Origin of the sequence: Citrobacter werkmanii, from assembly GCF_008693645.1 — a bacterium.
Taxonomy (GTDB): Bacteria; Pseudomonadota; Gammaproteobacteria; order Enterobacterales; family Enterobacteriaceae; genus Citrobacter; species Citrobacter werkmanii.
Genome location: NZ_CP044101.1, coordinates 998,320 through 1,015,591, shown reverse-complemented (window position 1 = coordinate 1,015,591; position 17,272 = coordinate 998,320). Strand labels below are relative to the sequence as shown.

The 17,272-nt window shown below is 54.5% G+C and carries 15 protein-coding genes; 2 read left to right on the top strand and 13 right to left on the bottom strand.

Translation table 11 applies throughout. The features are described 5' to 3' along the window. Positions 1 to 81: 81 nt before the first annotated feature. The 4 genes from carB to FOB24_RS05525 form a co-directional block, all read right to left on the bottom strand. Entirely contained in the window at positions 82 to 3,306 is a 3,225-nt protein-coding gene (gene carB, locus FOB24_RS05540) for a carbamoyl-phosphate synthase large subunit (RefSeq protein WP_038637091.1), read from the bottom strand. An 18-nt stretch (positions 3,307 to 3,324) separates the two neighbouring features. After that, a complete protein-coding gene (carA, locus tag FOB24_RS05535) occupies positions 3,325 to 4,473 on the bottom strand; it encodes a glutamine-hydrolyzing carbamoyl-phosphate synthase small subunit (RefSeq protein WP_150344647.1) in 1,149 nt (382 codons plus the stop codon). A 455-nt stretch (positions 4,474 to 4,928) separates the two neighbouring features. Continuing rightward, entirely contained in the window at positions 4,929 to 5,750 is an 822-nt protein-coding gene (dapB, locus tag FOB24_RS05530; RefSeq protein WP_038637087.1) for a 4-hydroxy-tetrahydrodipicolinate reductase, read from the bottom strand. 268 nt (positions 5,751 to 6,018) lie between these two features. After that, on the bottom strand, positions 6,019 to 6,651 hold the full coding sequence (locus FOB24_RS05525; RefSeq protein WP_150344646.1) for an alanyl-tRNA editing protein: 633 nt from the start codon (positions 6,649 to 6,651) through the stop codon (positions 6,019 to 6,021). A gap of 92 nt (positions 6,652 to 6,743) precedes the next feature. On the opposite strand from FOB24_RS05525, the gene FOB24_RS05520 reads away from it, so the two are divergent. Next, complete coding sequence (locus FOB24_RS05520) at positions 6,744 to 7,652, top strand: LysR family transcriptional regulator (protein WP_150344645.1); 909 nt, start codon at positions 6,744 to 6,746, stop codon at positions 7,650 to 7,652. On the opposite strand, the gene rihC is transcribed toward FOB24_RS05520, so the two are convergent. From rihC to FOB24_RS24405, 7 genes are all read right to left on the bottom strand, one after another. Continuing rightward, positions 7,653 to 8,567, bottom strand: coding sequence for a ribonucleoside hydrolase RihC (gene rihC / locus FOB24_RS05515; RefSeq protein ID WP_038637081.1), 915 nt, complete (start codon positions 8,565 to 8,567; stop codon positions 7,653 to 7,655). Between the two features lie 65 nt (positions 8,568 to 8,632). Beyond that, positions 8,633 to 9,583 carry a 4-hydroxy-3-methylbut-2-enyl diphosphate reductase gene (gene ispH / locus FOB24_RS05510; RefSeq protein ID WP_087857640.1) on the bottom strand — a complete coding sequence of 317 codons (951 nt, stop codon included), beginning with the start codon at positions 9,581 to 9,583 and terminating at the stop codon, positions 8,633 to 8,635. Between the two features lies 1 nt (position 9,584). Continuing rightward, positions 9,585 to 10,034 carry an FKBP-type peptidyl-prolyl cis-trans isomerase gene (fkpB, locus tag FOB24_RS05505; RefSeq protein ID WP_038637078.1) on the bottom strand — a complete coding sequence of 150 codons (450 nt, stop codon included), beginning with the start codon at positions 10,032 to 10,034 and terminating at the stop codon, positions 9,585 to 9,587. A gap of 117 nt (positions 10,035 to 10,151) precedes the next feature. Then, positions 10,152 to 10,649: a signal peptidase II gene (lspA, locus tag FOB24_RS05500; RefSeq protein WP_150344644.1), complete on the bottom strand. Its 498-nt coding sequence runs from the start codon at positions 10,647 to 10,649 to the stop codon at positions 10,152 to 10,154. Then, positions 10,649 to 13,465, bottom strand: a complete 2,817-nt coding sequence (ileS, locus tag FOB24_RS05495) for an isoleucine--tRNA ligase (protein ID WP_150344643.1) — start codon at positions 13,463 to 13,465, stop codon at positions 10,649 to 10,651. Before ileS ends, lspA begins: the two co-directional genes overlap by 1 nt. Positions 13,466 to 13,502: 37 nt before the next feature. Further along, a complete protein-coding gene (ribF, locus tag FOB24_RS05490; protein ID WP_038637072.1) occupies positions 13,503 to 14,441 on the bottom strand; it encodes a bifunctional riboflavin kinase/FAD synthetase in 939 nt (312 codons plus the stop codon). A gap of 7 nt (positions 14,442 to 14,448) precedes the next feature. Then, entirely contained in the window at positions 14,449 to 14,664 is a 216-nt protein-coding gene (locus tag FOB24_RS24405) for a DUF2575 family protein (protein WP_071888087.1), read from the bottom strand. Between the two features lie 105 nt (positions 14,665 to 14,769). Here FOB24_RS24405 and rpsT point away from each other — a divergent pair, with 105 nt between their 5' ends. After that, the gene (gene rpsT / locus FOB24_RS05480) at positions 14,770 to 15,033 is read left to right on the top strand and encodes a 30S ribosomal protein S20 (RefSeq protein ID WP_038637070.1); all 264 of its coding nucleotides are present in this window, start codon (positions 14,770 to 14,772) and stop codon (positions 15,031 to 15,033) included. A 58-nt stretch (positions 15,034 to 15,091) separates the two neighbouring features. Here the strand turns inward: rpsT and nhaR are convergent, their stop codons facing one another. Together nhaR and nhaA are read right to left on the bottom strand one after the other, a co-directional pair. Continuing rightward, positions 15,092 to 15,991, bottom strand: coding sequence for a transcriptional activator NhaR (gene nhaR / locus FOB24_RS05475; RefSeq protein WP_038637068.1), 900 nt, complete (start codon positions 15,989 to 15,991; stop codon positions 15,092 to 15,094). A gap of 38 nt (positions 15,992 to 16,029) precedes the next feature. Continuing rightward, entirely contained in the window at positions 16,030 to 17,196 is a 1,167-nt protein-coding gene (gene nhaA, locus FOB24_RS05470) for a Na+/H+ antiporter NhaA (protein ID WP_038637066.1), read from the bottom strand. Between the last annotated feature and the right edge of the window lie 76 nt (positions 17,197 to 17,272).

Here is a 17,272-nt window from a genome sequence, read left to right as displayed (position 1 = left end):
AAAAACGGCTCCTTCTCAGGAACCGTTTCAAATTTATATTGCAGATCCGATTAACGCAAATATCACCGGACCTTCTGTTTATTATTTATTGATCTGCGCGTGCATTTCCTGCACCGAGGTCACCTTCTCGGTGGCATCCGCATTCAGCGCCATAGCCGTTGCGAAACCGCCATTCAGGGTAGTGTCGTAATGCACTTTGTACTGCAAGGCGCTGCGGCGAATCAGCTTGGAGTCTTCAATCGCCTGACGACCTGCGGTGGTGTTGATAATGTAGGTATATTCGCCATTCTTGATACGGTCCTGAATGTGCGGACGACCTTCATGTACCTTGTTCACCAGACGCGGGTTGATACCGGCTTCACCCAGCACAATCGCGGTACCGTGAGTCGCATCCAGCTCGAAGCCCTGTTTTAGCAGCTTAGCGGCCAGGTCCACGACGCGCTCTTTGTCGCCTTCGCGAACCGAGAGCAGCGCACGGCCCTGTTTCTTCATCGTGGAGTTACTGCCCAGCTGTGCCTTGGCGAACGCTTCCGCGAAGGTACGGCCCACGCCCATCACTTCCCCGGTAGAGCGCATTTCTGGCCCTAACAGCGGGTCAACGCCCGGGAATTTGTTGAACGGCAGCACCACTTCTTTCACCGAGTAGTACGGCGGGATAATTTCTTTGGTCACGCCCTGCTCGGTCAGCGATTTGCCAGCCATCACGCGCGCCGCCACTTTCGCCAGCGGTACGCCGGTGGCTTTGGAGACGAACGGTACGGTACGCGCCGCACGCGGGTTGACTTCAATCAGGTAGACTTCGTTGTCTTTCACCGCAAACTGCACGTTCATCAGGCCGCGCACCTGCAGTTCGAAGGCCAGCTTCTGCACCTGCTGGCGCATCACATCCTGAATTTCCTTGCTCAGCGTGTAGGCTGGCAGAGAACAGGCGGAGTCGCCGGAGTGTACGCCCGCCTGCTCGATGTGCTCCATGATGCCGCCAATCAGCACCATTTCGCCGTCGCAGATGGCGTCAACGTCCACTTCGATGGCATCGTCGAGGAAGCGGTCCAGCAGCACCGGCGCGTCGTTGGAGACGCTAACCGCGGTCTGGAAGTAGCGACGCAGGTCGGCTTCGTCGTAGACGATTTCCATCGCGCGGCCGCCCAGTACGTAGGACGGGCGCACCACCAGCGGGTAGCCAATTTCTTTCGCCTTCTCAACCGCTTGTTCAATGGCGGTCACGGTGGCGTTGGCTGGCTGTTTCAGCTTCAGACGGTCAACCGCGTGCTGGAAGCGTTCACGGTCTTCCGCGCGGTCAATCGCGTCCGGGCTGGTACCGATAACCGGTACGCCTGCGGCTTCCAGTTCACGCGCCAGTTTCAGCGGGGTCTGGCCGCCGTACTGCACGATGACGCCTTTCGGCTTCTCGATGCGCACGATTTCCAGTACGTCCTCCAGCGTTACCGGCTCGAAATACAGACGGTCGGAGGTGTCGTAGTCGGTAGAGACAGTTTCCGGGTTACAGTTGACCATGATGGTCTCGTAACCGTCTTCGCGCAGCGCCAGCGAGGCATGGACGCAGCAGTAGTCAAATTCGATACCCTGGCCGATACGGTTCGGGCCGCCGCCGAGGACCATGATTTTGTCGCGGTCGACGGATGGGTTAGATTCGCACTCTTCTTCATAGGTGGAGTACATGTAGGCGGTATCGGTGGCGAATTCCGCCGCGCAGGTATCCACGCGCTTGTAGACCGGGTGCAGGTTGTACTGGTCGCGCAGCTTGCGGATTTCCGCTTCGCGAACGCCCGCCAGTTTTGCCAGACGCGCATCGGCGAAGCCTTTGCGCTTCAGGTGACGCAGGAAGTCAGCGTCGAGGCCGTTGATGCCCACTTCCGCCACTTTTTCTTCCAGACGCACCAGCTCTTCAATCTGTACCAGGAACCAGCGGTCGATGTTGGTCAGGTTGAACACGCCGTCGACGGAGAGGCCCGCGCGGAAGGCATCGGCGATATACCAGATGCGCTCGGCGCCCGCGTCTTTCAGCTCGCGGCGGATTTTGGTCAGCGCTTCCGGGTCGTCGAGGCTCACTTTAGGGTCGAAACCGGTGGCGCCTACTTCCAGGCCGCGCAGCGCTTTCTGCAGGGATTCCTGCTGCGTACGGCCAATCGCCATCACTTCGCCGACGGATTTCATCTGGGTGGTCAGACGGTCGTTTGCACCGGCGAATTTCTCGAAGTTGAAGCGAGGAATCTTGGTGACAACGTAGTCGATAGACGGCTCGAAGGAGGCCGGAGTACGGCCACCGGTGATGTCGTTCATCAGCTCGTCGAGGGTGTAACCCACCGCCAGCTTGGCCGCCACTTTGGCAATCGGGAAGCCGGTGGCTTTGGACGCCAGCGCCGAGGAGCGGGAGACGCGCGGGTTCATTTCGATAACGATCAGGCGACCATCTTTCGGGTTCACCGAGAACTGAACGTTGGAACCGCCGGTTTCTACGCCGATTTCACGCAGTACCGCCATCGAGGCGTTACGCATGATTTGGTATTCTTTGTCGGTCAGGGTCTGCGCCGGAGCAACAGTGATCGAGTCACCGGTGTGAATGCCCATCGCATCGAAGTTTTCGATAGAGCAGACGATGATGCAGTTGTCGTTCTTATCACGCACCACTTCCATCTCGTACTCTTTCCAGCCGATCAGCGATTCATCAATCAGCAGCTCGTTGGTTGGCGAGAGGTCCAGGCCGCGTTCGCAGATTTCTTCGAACTCTTCACGGTTGTAGGCGATACCGCCGCCGGTGCCGCCCATGGTGAAAGATGGACGGATGATGCACGGGAAGCCCACGTCAGCGGCAACCGCCAGCGCTTCTTCCATGGTGTGCGCGATACCGGAACGCGCGGTGTCGAGGCCGATTTTCTTCATCGCCACGTCGAAACGACGGCGGTCTTCTGCTTTATCAATCGCATCAGCGGTCGCACCAATCATGGTTACACCGAACTCTTCCAGCACGCCCTGACGCTCCAGCTCCAGCGCGCAGTTCAGCGCGGTCTGGCCGCCCATGGTTGGCAGAACCGCATCCGGACGCTCTTTTTCGATGATTTTGCGTACCACTTCCCAATTGATCGGCTCGATGTAGGTCGCATCGGCCATTTCCGGGTCGGTCATAATGGTTGCCGGGTTAGAGTTCACCAGAATAACGCGGTAACCCTCTTCGCGCAGCGCTTTACACGCCTGGGCGCCGGAGTAGTCAAACTCACACGCCTGACCGATAACAATCGGGCCCGCGCCCAGAATCAGGATACTTTTTATGTCTGTACGTTTTGGCATGGCTTTTATTACTCCTGATTATTTCGCGGACTGACGGTATTGCTCAATAAGCTCGATAAAGTGGTCGAACAGCGGCGCCGCATCATGCGGGCCTGGGCTCGCCTCCGGGTGGCCCTGGAAGCTGAACGCCGGTTTATCGGTACGGTGAATCCCTTGCAGGGTACCGTCGAACAGGGATTTGTGGGTCACGCGCAGGTTGGCTGGCAGCGAGTCTTCATCCACCGCAAAGCCGTGGTTCTGCGCGGTAATCATCACCACATTCTTATCCATGTCTTTCACCGGGTGGTTACCACCGTGGTGACCAAACTTCATCTTGATGGTCTTCGCACCGCTCGCCAGCGCCAACAGTTGATGGCCGAGGCAGATGCCAAATACCGGAATATCGGTCTGGAGGAATTTCTCAATCGCTTCGATGGCGTAGTCGCACGGGGCCGGGTCACCTGGGCCGTTAGACAGGAAGATACCGTCCGGATTCATCTTCAGAACGTCTTCCGCAGAGGTTTTCGCCGGTACCACCGTCAGGCGGCAGCCGCGATCCACCAGCATACGCAGAATGTTGCGCTTGGCGCCAAAATCGTAGGCCACCACGTGGAACGGCAGCTCTTCTGCAGACTTCGCTTCCGGCAGGTCACCCGAAAGCGTCCAGCTACCCTGGGTCCAGCTGTAGGATTCAGCGGTGGTCACTTCTTTTGCCAGGTCCATCCCATTTAAGCCCGGGAACACTTTGGCTTTTTCTAAGGCCAGCGCAGCATCCAGATTATCGCCTGCAATGATGCAGCCGTTCTGAGCACCCTTCTCGCGCAGCAGTCGCGTCAGCTTACGGGTATCGATATCGGCAATCGCCACAATATTATGGCGCTTGAGGTAAGAAGAGAGGTCTTCGGTGTTGCGGTAGTTGCTGGCAATCAGCGGCAGGTCGCGGATGACCAGGCCTTGCGCATGTACCTGAGAAGATTCTGCATCGGCTTCATTGGTGCCGACATTACCGATATGAGGATAAGTAAGAGTGACGATTTGGCGGGAATAGGAAGGATCAGTGAGGATTTCTTGATAACCGGTCATTGAAGTATTGAAAACGACTTCCCCAACCGCCGAACCTGTTGCCCCTATGGCCCGACCGTGAAACTGGGTTCCGTCTTCCAGAACCAATAGCGCTGACTTAATCAAAACACCCTCCAGAGAATATTCACTCACTTTATTTGCATATTAATTCATTAACACCTCATGAATCAATGCAAATTTGCTTACCTATGGATTTCTGGCAAACGGCGGCATTCTAGAGATAGCCCACGTAAAAGTCTACCCAAAAGGGCAATTTTTATTATTATTTTACGCCACTGGGATAAATCACTCGATTTAACAGGCAAAAAGATCAGCTAACTCAGGGTGGAAAACGCTTGCGGTAGATAAAGAGTGTAAAAAGGGGAGCAGCGAGAGAAAAAAGTGGACCACTTGGTCAAAATTTACATTCAGATAACAGAATGAAGCATAAAAACATATATAAAAACCAGCTTAGATAAAAAATAAAACCAAAAGCCAAAAAATTAAAGGGCAATAAAATATTGCCCCATGTAATCAAATAATTATGATTACCATAACCACATCACGAAGGGTAATAAAATCTATAAACTGCGTAAATCAAGTACATCTTTCATATCAAAAAGACCATTTGACTTAGATTTCAGCCAAACCGCCGATCGCACTGCGCCATTGGCAAAAGTCATGCGGCTGGACGCTTTATGGGTGATTTCAATACGCTCGCCAATATCGGCAAACATCGCGGTATGTTCGCCGACAATGTCACCGGCGCGTACGGTCGCAAAACCAATAGTGCCCGGCACACGCTCGCCGGTATAACCTTCGCGCGAGTAGACAGCGCAGTCTTTCAGATCTTTATCCAACGCCCCGGCGATCGCCTCACCCATCGCCAGCGCGGTCCCCGATGGGGCGTCCACTTTGTGGCGGTGATGCGCTTCGATAATCTCAATATCGGTATAGTCCCCCATCACTTTTGCTGCTTTCTCAAGCAGTTTCAGCATGACGTTAACGCCGACGCTAAAATTCGCAGCGAAGACGATAGCAATCTCCTGCGCGGCATCGCGAATAGCCTGTTTACCGGCATCATCGAACCCGGTGGTACCAATCACCATTCCCTTACCGTGCTGGCGGCAAAACGCCAGATGCGTCAGCGTACCTTCCGGTCGCGTGAAATCGATGAAAACATCGAAATCATCTTTCACCGCCTCAAGGCTGCTTTGTACGGTAACCCCCGTTTTCCCGGCTCCCGCTAACTCTCCGGCATCGCTTCCCAGTAAGGAAGAGCCTTCGCGCTCCAGCGCCGCGCCAAGCTGTACGCCATCCATGCCAAGTGTGGCCTGAATCAACTGACGCCCCATGCGTCCTCCGGCTCCCGCGATGGCAACGCGGATTTGTGCATCATGCATAGCTATTCTCTTTTGTTAATTTTGCGTAAATCGTTTTCAGAGTAACCAGCGCATCGCTGCGCCGCCAGCCGAAAACGTCGATAATTAGAATTTAATGATAAACAGAGGGGAATATCAGTAAAAGACATGATTCATCCCGCAGGATGAATCATTGCTGGAGCACTGGAAAGAAGTCAAACTTACTCAGTATGGCGCAAGGTGATGGGAAAACGATGGAAAACCGAGCAGAAACCAGCCAATCTGCGTAGATATTTTCGCGAGTGCGGTTTTATGGCACGAGCGTGTAGGTGACGATCATCTGCCCTTTTTTCATCTTCACCTGAGTAATCGTCACCTGCCCAATGTCGGATAAACGCGCAACATGCGTACCGCCGCAAGGGTAAGCGGGCAGCTCACCGAACCCGACTTCGCGCAAACCGCCGTCGAATGTCACCCGGCGAGGAAGATCCTCCGCCTGCCAGGCGTTGATTTTCGCCAGCAGTGAGGCGCCGTCCGGCAGCGTACTGCTGCCTTTTGCGGAAAACGTAATCCGCCCTTCGCCAGGCCAGTGGTGCGCTTTTACCGGTTGCCATCCGTACTCTGTACCCGCCAACCCGATAAGGTGCCCCGCAGAGTGCAGCCGCGCATGCAGCTGACGCTGTGTCGCATCAACTCTCAGGCTGATTACGCCAGGCGCAATCGGTGTCTCCACGATATGCAGCACATCGTCATCACGCACGATCACCGTCTCGACGGGGATCTCATCAATCCAGCCAGCATCCGCGGGTTGCCCACCGCCCTGTGGGTGAAATAGCGTGCCATCCAGCACCACCGCATAGCCTCCTTCCGCTCGCGCTGTACAGCTCATCACCGTGGCCTGGCCTTCGGTGTTATCACAAGTGTAATAAAGACGTTCGGTCATGATTGCTCTCCTCTTGATAGGAAGAGTATATTCACTTTACTGACGGCGATAATCCTGCGCCGGTTCAATGCATCTTTGCCTGGTACGCACAAATGAACCCTAACCTTCTTCCTGACCTTGCCACCTTTGTGTTGATTATCGACCAGGGGAGCTTCTCTGCCGCCGCCAAAGTCTCAGGTGCTACGCCTTCCGCTATTAGCCGCAGCGCATCACGCCTCGAGAAGGCACTGGGCAGCAAACTGCTGCACCGTACGACGCGCAAGCTGGCGCTTAGCGAAACGGGCAAAATAGTGTATGCGCACGCGCAGGAAATGCTGCATGCGGCGCAAATGGCTGTCGACTCAGGCAGCAGTCGACAAGCCATCGCTCAGGGGCAACTGACCCTCAGCGTGCCGAAAGCGGTGGGGCGATTTGTCATTCATCCACTGATGGCCGAATTCTTTACGCGCTACCCACAGGTGGACGTCCGCCTTCGGCTGGAAGACCGTTATATGGATTTAATCGACGACGGCGTCGACCTTGCGCTGCGCATCAGTCAGTCGCCCTCCCCGGGCCTGTATGGGAAACCACTGATGCCGGTCAGCCATGTGATATGCGCAACCGCTGCGTACCTACGCGAGCACGGTACGCCAGAGCACCCGCAGGCACTGCGTGAACATAGCTGTATCAGCCTTGGCGAGACCCCTGCGGATTCACGCTGGAAGTTTCGCCGCGGTGAACGTGTGGAGACCATTCAGACTCACGGTCGCTACGCCGCCAACCATACCGGCGTACATCTGGATGCGGTGAAAAATAACCTCGGAATCGGCAGCCTGCCGCTGTTCACCGCCCGCGCGGCACTCTCCAATGGCGAGATTGTCCAGGTACTGCCGGAATGGGAATTTATCAGCGACTACAGCGGGGAACTGTGGCTACTATGGACGCGCAATCAACATATGCCCGCCAGAATGCGGGCGATGATTGATTATCTCGGCGAAAAGGTACCGCTACACAACACCTGATTATGGCGCCAGCGCCAGCACCTCTGCCACCCACTGCTGGAACCCCTCAACGTCAAGATCCAGTGCAACCTGGGCATTTGCCGGATGCCCCAAACGCCCTTCAATATCCACCACCGTGGTACCCGAGGTATATTCCCCCTGAGTTTCCACCGCCACGAAGCACGGCTGCAGGGTAAAGAGTTCCGGGCGCACCAGCCAGGCAATCGCGCACAGATCATGCATCCGCAGTCCTGTATTCATACTGCCGCTGCGGTAATGGCTAAATAGTGCGTGCAGCATGCTGCCGGTCTTATTGAGCGCGGGAAGCGTCGCCAGATACTCCGGCGTCAGCATGGCCTGATTAGTGACATCCAGCCCACACATCACGATCTCCAGCCCACTCTGAAAAACTTTCGCGGCGGCCTCAGGATCGATAGCAATATTAAACTCGGCATTTGGCGTAAAGTTCCCGCGCCCGGCTGAACCGCCCATCATCACCAGACGGTGAATATTGAATATGCATTCAGGATAATGGGTCAGCAGCAGCGCAATGTTGGTCAGCGGACCAATCGCTACCAGCGTCACGGGCTGCGGGGCATGCATCAGCGCGTCACGAATAGCCTGGAAGGCGGGTTTTGCCATCGCCTGTCGGTCGTGTTCGACAAATTCATACCCTTCCATACCGGACTCGCCGTGCACGGAAGCAGCATCACGCAGCGGCCGCACCAGCGGCATTGATGCCCCTTGCGCCAGCGGAATATCCGCATTCCAGAAGTGCAGCAACTGCAACGCATTGCGGGTGGTTTTTTCCACCGAAACATTGCCTGCTACCGTGGTCATGAGTTGCAGATCCAGCTCAGGGGCAAACAGCGCGGCGGCAATAGCGGCGGCATCATCAATGCCGGGATCGGTATCAAGAATGATCGGTAAGCGCATGGTTTCTCCATAAAAAATGCCAGACGTTAAGTCTGGCATCTTCTCATAATCGTATCGTGAAAGACTTACTCTACTTCACGAACATCCACACGCAGCTCTTTGGGCACTTCGAAAACAATATTTTCTTCACGGCCTTCCAGTGGGATAGCCTCTCCACCGCCAAGTTCCTGCAGGCGAGCGATCACGTTTTGCACCAGGATATCCGGCGCCGAGGCTCCGGCCGTCACGCCTACGCACTTAGCGTCTTTTACCCACGTTTCCTGGATGTCGGTCGCATCGTCAATCAAATACGCCGCTTTCCCCATTCGCTGGGCCAGTTCAGCCAGACGGTTAGAGTTAGAGGAGTTTTTCGAGCCGACCACCAGCACCACATCAGCCTGTTCCGCCAGCGCGCGAACCGCTTCCTGACGGTTGGTGGTGGCATAACAGATATCGTCTTTGCGCGGCCCGACAATTTTCGGGAAGCGTTGGCGCAGCGCGTCAATGACGTCAGAAGTGTCGTCAACGGAAAGCGTGGTCTGTGTCATGAAGGACAATTTACCTTCATTCTTCACGGTCAGTTTCAGTACATCTTCCGGTGATTCAACCAGATACATCCCCCCCTGTGGGTTACTGTACTGGCCCATTGTGCCTTCGACTTCCGGGTGCCCGGCGTGACCAATCAGAATTGACTCTTCACCGCGACGGCTGGCGCGCGCCACTTCCATATGCACTTTGGTGACTAACGGACAGGTGGCGTCGAAAACCGTGAGATCACGACCTTTGGCTTCGTTACGTACCGCCTGAGAGACACCGTGGGCGGAGAAGATCAGGATTGCGCCGTCAGGCACTTCACTGATTTGCTCAATAAAAATAGCGCCGCGCTCGCGCAGGCTATCCACCACATAGCGGTTATGCACCACCTCATGACGGACATAAATCGGCGCGCCATAAATAGCCAGCGCGTTTTCTACAATGCTGATAGCGCGGTCTACGCCAGCGCAAAAACCGCGCGGGTTAGCCAACAGGATCTGCATTTTACGCCTCCAGTACTGGTTCGACTTCCAGCACTTCAATATCAAAATGAACGGTATGCCCGGCCAGCGGATGGTTGAAATCAACCGTGATCGAGTCACCGTTGATTTCACGAATCACGCCAGGCATCTCACTGCCGTCCATTGCGGTAAAGAGCATGATAGCGCCAATTTCTGGCTCGCCCGCGTCCATAAATTCCCGACGCGAGAAATACTGAATCAAGTCCGGGCTTGGCACGCCAAAGGCGGCATCCGGCTCCAGGGAAAAAGTGGTTTTATCACCCTCTTTTAGCCCCAGCAGGTGTTGTTCCAGTCCTTCAGACAGAGAACCATCGCCCAGGCGAAACAGCGCAGGCTTGCCGTTATTGCGGGTTGACTCTGCGGTGGAGCCATCGTCGAGCTTAAGGGTGAAGTGCACCAGCACCGCACTGTTACTCTGTACTGATTTAGACATGCAGGTTGCTCTTTAAAATTGCTGCCGCCTGTTTGCCCGGTGGCGCTACGCTTACCGGGCCTACAAGGTTCGCGATAGATTGTAAGCCGGATTAGCATAGCGCCATCCGGCATTTTTTTATGCGGCTTTTTTCTCTTTCGACGGTAAGAAGCCTTCGAGAACAATCAATGCCGCGCCGATACAGATTGCCGTATCAGCCAGATTGAATGTCGCGAAATGCCAGTCGCCAACGTAAAAGTCAATCATATCAACCACGAAGCCGTGCCACAGGCGATCGAACAGATTGCCCAGCGCACCGCCAATGATTAACGCATACGCGATGTTGTTCAGCTTCTGCGTCGCCTTCGAGCGATACATCATCACCATCAGGATGACGCAGATACCAATAGCGATACCGGCAAAAAACCAACGTTGCCAGCCGCCGCTGTCGGCTAAGAAGCTAAACGCCGCGCCATAGTTTCGCGCGTAGTGCAGATTAAGCGACGGGAACAGCGATACCGTATCCCCCAGAGCAAAATTCTGGAGGATCAGGTACTTGCTGCCTAAATCGATAATCAGCACGACTACCACCAGCCACAGCCAGCGTAGCCCTGTTGAACAAATAGGCTTACTCATCAGGCAAACTTACGTTGTTCGCCATCACCGGCGATGTTGCTGACACAGCGTCCGCAGATATCTGCATGTTCCGCCACCTGGCCGACGTCGGTAGTGTAATGCCAGCAGCGCGGGCACTTCTCACCTTCGGCTTTGCTCAGTACGATTTTCAGACCTTTGAGCAATTCGCTCTGCTGAGCATCAGCTGGCGCCGCGGCATAGTCCGCAACGCTCGCGCCGGAGGTCAGCAGCACAAAGCGCAACTCTTCGCCGAGCGCGGTCAGTTTAGCCGCCAGTTCGGGTTCAGCGTACAGGGTGACTGCCGCTTCCAGAGAACCGCCGACTTTCTTATCCGCACGCGCCTGCTCGATGACCTTGTTCACTTCGCCGCGTACTTTCAGCAGCTCGTCCCAGAAGGTATCGTTCATCGCCTCGGTTTCACCTAAGCCAAACAGGCCTTCGTACCATTCACCGGTAAAGACGTATTTTTCACGTTCGCCCGGCAGGTAACCCCAGATTTCATCCGCGGTGAAGGACATGATCGGCGCCATCCAGCGAACCAGCGCTTCTGCGATATGGAACAGCGCAGTCTGGCAGCTACGACGCGCCCGGCTTTCCGCTTTCGCGGTGTACTGGCGGTCTTTGATGATGTCGAGGTAGAACGAACCCATTTCGACGGAGCAGAAACGCATCAGGCGCTGCACTACTTCGTGGAAGTCATAGGCTTCGTAAGCTTTCAGGATCTCTTCCTGTGCCGCTTGCGCACAGCCAACCGCCCACCTGTCCAGCACCACCATCTCTTCCGGTTTCACCATGTCTTTTACCGGATCGAACCCGTTCAGGTTCGCCAGCAGGAAGCGTGCGGTGTTACGGATACGACGATAGCTGTCGGCAGCACGTTTCAGAATTTCGTCAGAAACCGCCATTTCACCGGTGTAGTCGGTAGACGCCACCCACAGACGCAAAATATCCGCGCCGAGTTTGTTCATCACGTCCTGCGGAGAAACGGTGTTACCGATAGACTTGGACATCTTACGGCCCTGACCATCCACGGTGAAACCGTGAGTCAGTACCTGGCGATACGGCGCTTTGCCTTTCATCGCGGTGGAGATCATCAGAGATGACATGAACCAGCCACGGTGCTGGTCAGAGCCTTCCAGATACATATCCGCTGCGTGACCGGCAAATTCAGGACGCACGTCTACGACAGATGAGTGGGTGGAACCAGAGTCAAACCAAACGTCCAGCGTATCCGGGACTTTGACATACTGGTCAGCTTCGTCGCCGAGGATATCTTTCGGATCGAGATCCCACCACGCCTGGATGCCGTCAATTTCAACGCGTTTAGCCACTTCTTCCATCAGTTCGATAGCGCGCGGATGCAACTCTTCGGTGTCTTTGTGAACGAACAGAGACATCGGCACACCCCACGTACGCTGACGGGAGATACACCAGTCAGGACGGTTGGCAACCATGGATTCGATACGCGCCTGGCCCCAGTCAGGGATCCACTGCACGCCTTTGATCTCTTTCAGGGACTGCGCGCGCAGGCCTTTCTGATCCATGCTCACGAACCACTGCGGGGTCGCCCGGAAGATGATCGGCGTTTTGTGGCGCCAGCAGCACGGATAGCTATGCTGCATCTTCTCGACGTGCAGCAACGCGCCTTTTTCGCTCAGCAGAGCGACAACAATATCGTTGGCTTTAAAGACGTTCACACCGTCCAGGGTCGGGTAGGTGCCCGCCAGATAAGCGCCGTCCGGACCCACCGGGTTCGCCACTTCCAGACCGTATTTTTGACCGATGACATAGTCGTCCGGGCCGTGGCCAGGCGCGGTATGTACCGCCCCGGTACCCGCATCCAACGTGACGTGATCGCCCAGAATCGCCGGTACGTCAAAACCCATAAACGGGTGGGTAAAGCGCAACAGTTCCAGCTCTGCGCCTTTAACGGTGCCCAGAATGGTGTAGTCAGCCGCACCAATGCGCTGCATGACGCTTTCAACCAGATCTTTCGCCAGAATCACGGCCTGGCCGTCGATCTGCACCAGCGCATAGTCAAAATCAGGCGCCAGGGAGATCGCGCGGTTCGCCGGCAACGTCCACGGGGTGGTGGTCCAGATAACCAGCGAGATCGGGCCGTTAACGTCAGAAACGGCAAATTTCGCTTTCACCGCGTCCTGATCGGCGGCGTGGAACGCCACGTCGATGGACGGGGAGGTTTTGTCATAATACTCAACTTCCGCTTCCGCCAGCGCGGAACGGCAGTCAACGCACCAGTGCACCGGCTTCGCACCCTTATGCAGGTGACCGTTGCCGATGATTTTACCCAGCGCGCGAATGATGTTGGCTTCGGTTTTGAAGTCCATGGTCAGGTACGGATGCGACCAGTCGCCCAGCACGCCAAGACGGATAAAGTCTTTACGCTGACCGTCAACCTGTGTAGCAGCGTATTCACGGCATTTAGCGCGGAACTCAGCGGCGGTAAACTTCTCGCCCGGTTTGCCATATTCCTGCTCTACTTTCAACTCGATCGGCAGACCGTGGCAGTCCCAGCCCGGAACGTAAGGCGAGTCATAGCCCGTGAGTCCTTTGGACTTCACGATAATGTCTTTCAGAATCTTGTTAACCGAGTGACCAATATGAATGCTGCCATTCGCATAAGGAGGGCCATCATGCAGAATGAAGGTTTTTTTGCCTTTTTTGGCCGCACGAATGATGCCGTACAGGTCATCATCAGTCCAACGCGCCAGCATTCCCGGTTCACGCTTGGCGAGATCGCCGCGCATCGGGAACCCTGTTTCCGGCAAATTCAGGGTTGATTTATAGTCACTCATCAGATTCTCGGTTCCGTATTTAAAACTCGTATAGGCATTAAGCCGGTTTTGTTAGCCCAAAAAAATCGCGGGCAGTCAACTCATCACGCGCAATCTGCGCTTTTAGTTCATCCAGCGAAGCAAATCGCTGCTCGCTGCGAATTTTTTTACGCAGCACTACATCTATATGGCGACCATAGAGGTCCATTACAACGTCCAGTAGATGCACTTCCAACTGCTGACGTACGCCGGCTACCGTCGGGCGGGTGCCGATGTTGGCAACACCGGGAAAAGGTTTGTCACCCAGCCCCATAACTTCAACCGCATAAACCCCTTTCACCGGAGAAACCTGGCGACGAAGCGGTAAGTTTGCCGTCGGAAAGCCAATGGTGCGTCCTAACTCGTCACCATGCACCACCCGTCCTGAGATGGTAAAAGGGTGCCCAAGCAGGCTTTCGGCCAACTGCAGGTTATCTTCAGCCAGCGCCTGACGTACCGCGGTGCTGCTGATACGAACACCGCCTTCACAGAAGGTTTGGGTACTGGTGATATCAAAACCATACTCAGCGCCCGCTTCCTGTAATAACAAGAAATCGCCCGCACGGCTAGCGCCAAAGCGGAAATCATCGCCCACGGCAAGAAATTGTACACCAAGGCGCTTAACCAGCAGATCGCTGATAAAAGTCTGCGCCGTTAATGCCGCGAAGCGCCTGTCAAAACGCACGCACAATACGTAATCTACGCCACACTCCGCCAGATAACGCAGTTTTTCTCGCAGGCGAGTAAGGCGCGCAGGTGATTTGTCCGTTGCAAACAGCTCTAATGGCTGTGGCTCGAAAATCATCACCATCACCGGCAAATTGCGTTTGCGCCCTTCTTCCCGTAAGCCCTGCAGCAACGCACGGTGACCACGGTGCACGCCGTCGAAATTACCAATAGTCAGCACACACCCATGCGGGGCCTGGCTGAGATTATGTATGCCTCGTATCAGCTTCATGTCTGGCTCAAAACAGTGAAAATCGTGAAAGTATACCCTGTACCGCGGTCAAGGTTAACCGGCGATTGTTTCTCCGAAACAGAAAGAGGATGGTTTTCATTGTTATGAAACAAATTGCAGACCTTAACGGGCAATCCAATGCAATTTTTCTCGTGGAAAAGCTGTATTCACGCCACGCAAGCTGGTAGAATCCTGCGCCATCACTACGCAACGAGTGCTGCAATTTAAACGGCGCTTATTTGCACAAATCCATTGACAAAAGAAGGCTAAAAGGGCATATTCCTCGGCCTTTGAATTGTCCATATAGAACACATTTGGGAGTTGGACCTTGGCTAATATCAAATCAGCTAAGAAGCGCGCCGTTCAGTCTGAAAAGGCCCGCAAGCACAACGCTAGCCGTCGCTCTATGATGCGTACTTTCATCAAGAAAGTATACGCAGCTATCGAAGCTGGCGACAAAGCTACTGCACTGAAAGCATTTAACGAAATGCAACCACTCGTGGACCGTCAGGCTGCTAAAGGTCTGATCCACAAAAACAAAGCTGCACGTCATAAAGCAAACCTGACTGCACAGATCAACAAACTGGCTTAATCGCCTGCTTGTTGTCGCTTTGTGAAAAAACCCGCGCAAGCGGGTTTTTTTATGGCTGTCATTTGTTCATTGGCGTAAAGAGCGCCGAGTAGTCCGCATTACAAATACGCTGCACCGCCGGATGCTGGATCATTCTTTCCGCAAATATAGCGTGATACTCCTCCATCACATTCTCCACCCGCCCAATCTCCACAATTGAATCGTCGGCATAGAAGTTGTTCGAATAGAGCGTCGGGGCAACGAAAATAGCGTTATGCGTTGCACCAAAAGCTTTCATCAGCGCTGCGTCATCAAATTCGCCGAGGATTTCAACATTCAAGCCTTGTGAGTTAATCCAGTTCAACAGCTTACGACCGAGCATCGAACGACGTCCAGGGATCAGCAATCGGCGCTCTTCCAGACAGGCCGGAAACGGCTTCTCAGGCAAAGGCTGGGTGCACCAAAAACTTACGCCGCATTCGCCTATGCGCACCGAGAACAACCCTTCCTGTTGCGTAGAATCAATCGGACAGTCAGAGATAATCATATCCAGCTTATGCTGACTGAGTTGATCCAGCAGCATCTCGTGCGTTGATTCAAAACAGCGCAGATGGATTTGTTCATCTTCCACCACCGCGGCATTCAACACACGGCTGACCAGCTGTTTGGATAGCGCATCCGCCACGCCGACATCAAACAGCAAGTTAGACTCTTTGCGGTAGTTCACGATATCCAGCATTTCCTGGCTTAACGTGAACATTTTATCCGCATAACGAAAGACTAACTCGCCTAACTCGCTTGGCTCCAGCCCACGCCCCTTCCGCTTGAACAACTTTCCTTGTAAACGTTCTTCAAGCGCTTTGATCTGCCCGGTAATGGTCTGCGGTGTCAGATAAAGCGCTTCTGCTGCACCAACCACCGAACCTTCTTTATAGACATGCCAAAAGTAATACAGGTGGTTGTAATTTATATGAGACATACTCTCTCCCTGAAAATTGTCACGAAAGGGTTATCCTGTCAGGCGGATGCGTTTAACCGGGTGCGTAACCAGCAATAACCAATTACCGCCGACAGCAAGGAGCCAATCAGGATCCCCAGTTTCGCCCAGTTAATCAGCTCAGGATCGACATTACCAAACGCCAGGCTGGCGATGAAAATCGACATCGTAAAGCCAATACCGCACAGAATCCCGACCGCCATGATCTGCTGGAAATTCGTTCCTTCAGGTAATTGCGCCAGCTTTAAGCGTAACGCCAGCCAGCAAAACAGGCTGATACCCAGCGGTTTACCGATCAACAGACCTGCAATAATCCCCAGCGGTAATACGGAGGTCAGCCCATCAATGGTGACACCCTGCAGTGAAACACCCGCGTTAGCGAAGGCAAACAGCGGCAGGATCAGGTATGCCACCCACGGATGCAAAACATGCTCCAGACGCTTTGCCGGTGAACGTCCATGTTTTTCCTTTAACGGAATGAAGAAACCGACGATCACGCCCGCCAGCGTCGCATGCACACCGGACTTCAGGACTGCCGTCCACAGCACCACGCCCACCAGAATATAAATCCCGGTACGTCTCACGCCACACAGATTCAAGGCCGCCAGGACGAGAATGGCACACGCGGCAACGCCCAGCGACAGCAGCGAGAGATCGCTGGTGTAGAACAGCGCGATGATCACGATAGCGCCAAGATCATCGATAATCGCCAGCGCCATGAGAAAGATTTTCAGCGCCAATGGAACACGACTGCCCAACAGTGCCAGCACGCCTAATGCAAAAGCGATATCCGTTGCAGCCGGGATCGCCCACCCTTCACGGGTAATAGGGTCAGCATAGTTGAATGCCAGATACAGCAGCGCCGGGACAATCATCCCCCCAATAGCGGCAATGATCGGAAATGCCGCCTGACGCAGACTGGCCAGCGAGCCTTGCATTAACTCGCGTTTTACCTCCAGACCAATCAACAAGAAGAACACCGCCATCAACGCGTCGTTGATCCACAGCAGCATATTTTTGTTGATCTCAAGCGCGCCAACCCGCAGTTGAACGGGCGTTTCCAGAAAGGCATGGTACCATCCACTGGTGACCCCGATATTTGCCATCAACATAGCGATGACGGCTGCGATGATCAGGATGATGCCCCCCGAGGCGTCACTACTAAAAAAACGATGCAGATGTTTCACTTTTATTCTCTCTATTGGGTGAATACTTCGTAAATACTATCTTACACCCTCAAAAAGCTCGTTAAAATTAGATTAT

Coding starts and splice junctions, on each gene's coding strand:
- carB (WP_038637091.1), bottom strand. CDS start 3,306: ATGCCAAAACGTACAGACATAAAAAGTATCCTGATTCTGGGCGCGGGC.
- dapB (WP_038637087.1), bottom strand. CDS start 5,750: ATGCATGATGCACAAATCCGCGTTGCCATCGCGGGAGCCGGAGGACGC.
- FOB24_RS05525 (WP_150344646.1), bottom strand. CDS start 6,651: ATGACCGAACGTCTTTATTACACTTGTGATAACACCGAAGGCCAGGCC.
- FOB24_RS05520 (WP_150344645.1), top strand. CDS start 6,744: ATGAACCCTAACCTTCTTCCTGACCTTGCCACCTTTGTGTTGATTATC.
- rihC (WP_038637081.1), bottom strand. CDS start 8,567: ATGCGCTTACCGATCATTCTTGATACCGATCCCGGCATTGATGATGCC.
- ispH (WP_087857640.1), bottom strand. CDS start 9,583: ATGCAGATCCTGTTGGCTAACCCGCGCGGTTTTTGCGCTGGCGTAGAC.
- fkpB (WP_038637078.1), bottom strand. CDS start 10,034: ATGTCTAAATCAGTACAGAGTAACAGTGCGGTGCTGGTGCACTTCACC.
- lspA (WP_150344644.1), bottom strand. CDS start 10,649: ATGAGTAAGCCTATTTGTTCAACAGGGCTACGCTGGCTGTGGCTGGTG.
- ileS (WP_150344643.1), bottom strand. CDS start 13,465: ATGAGTGACTATAAATCAACCCTGAATTTGCCGGAAACAGGGTTCCCG.
- ribF (WP_038637072.1), bottom strand. CDS start 14,441: ATGAAGCTGATACGAGGCATACATAATCTCAGCCAGGCCCCGCATGGG.
- nhaR (WP_038637068.1), bottom strand. CDS start 15,991: ATGTCTCATATAAATTACAACCACCTGTATTACTTTTGGCATGTCTAT.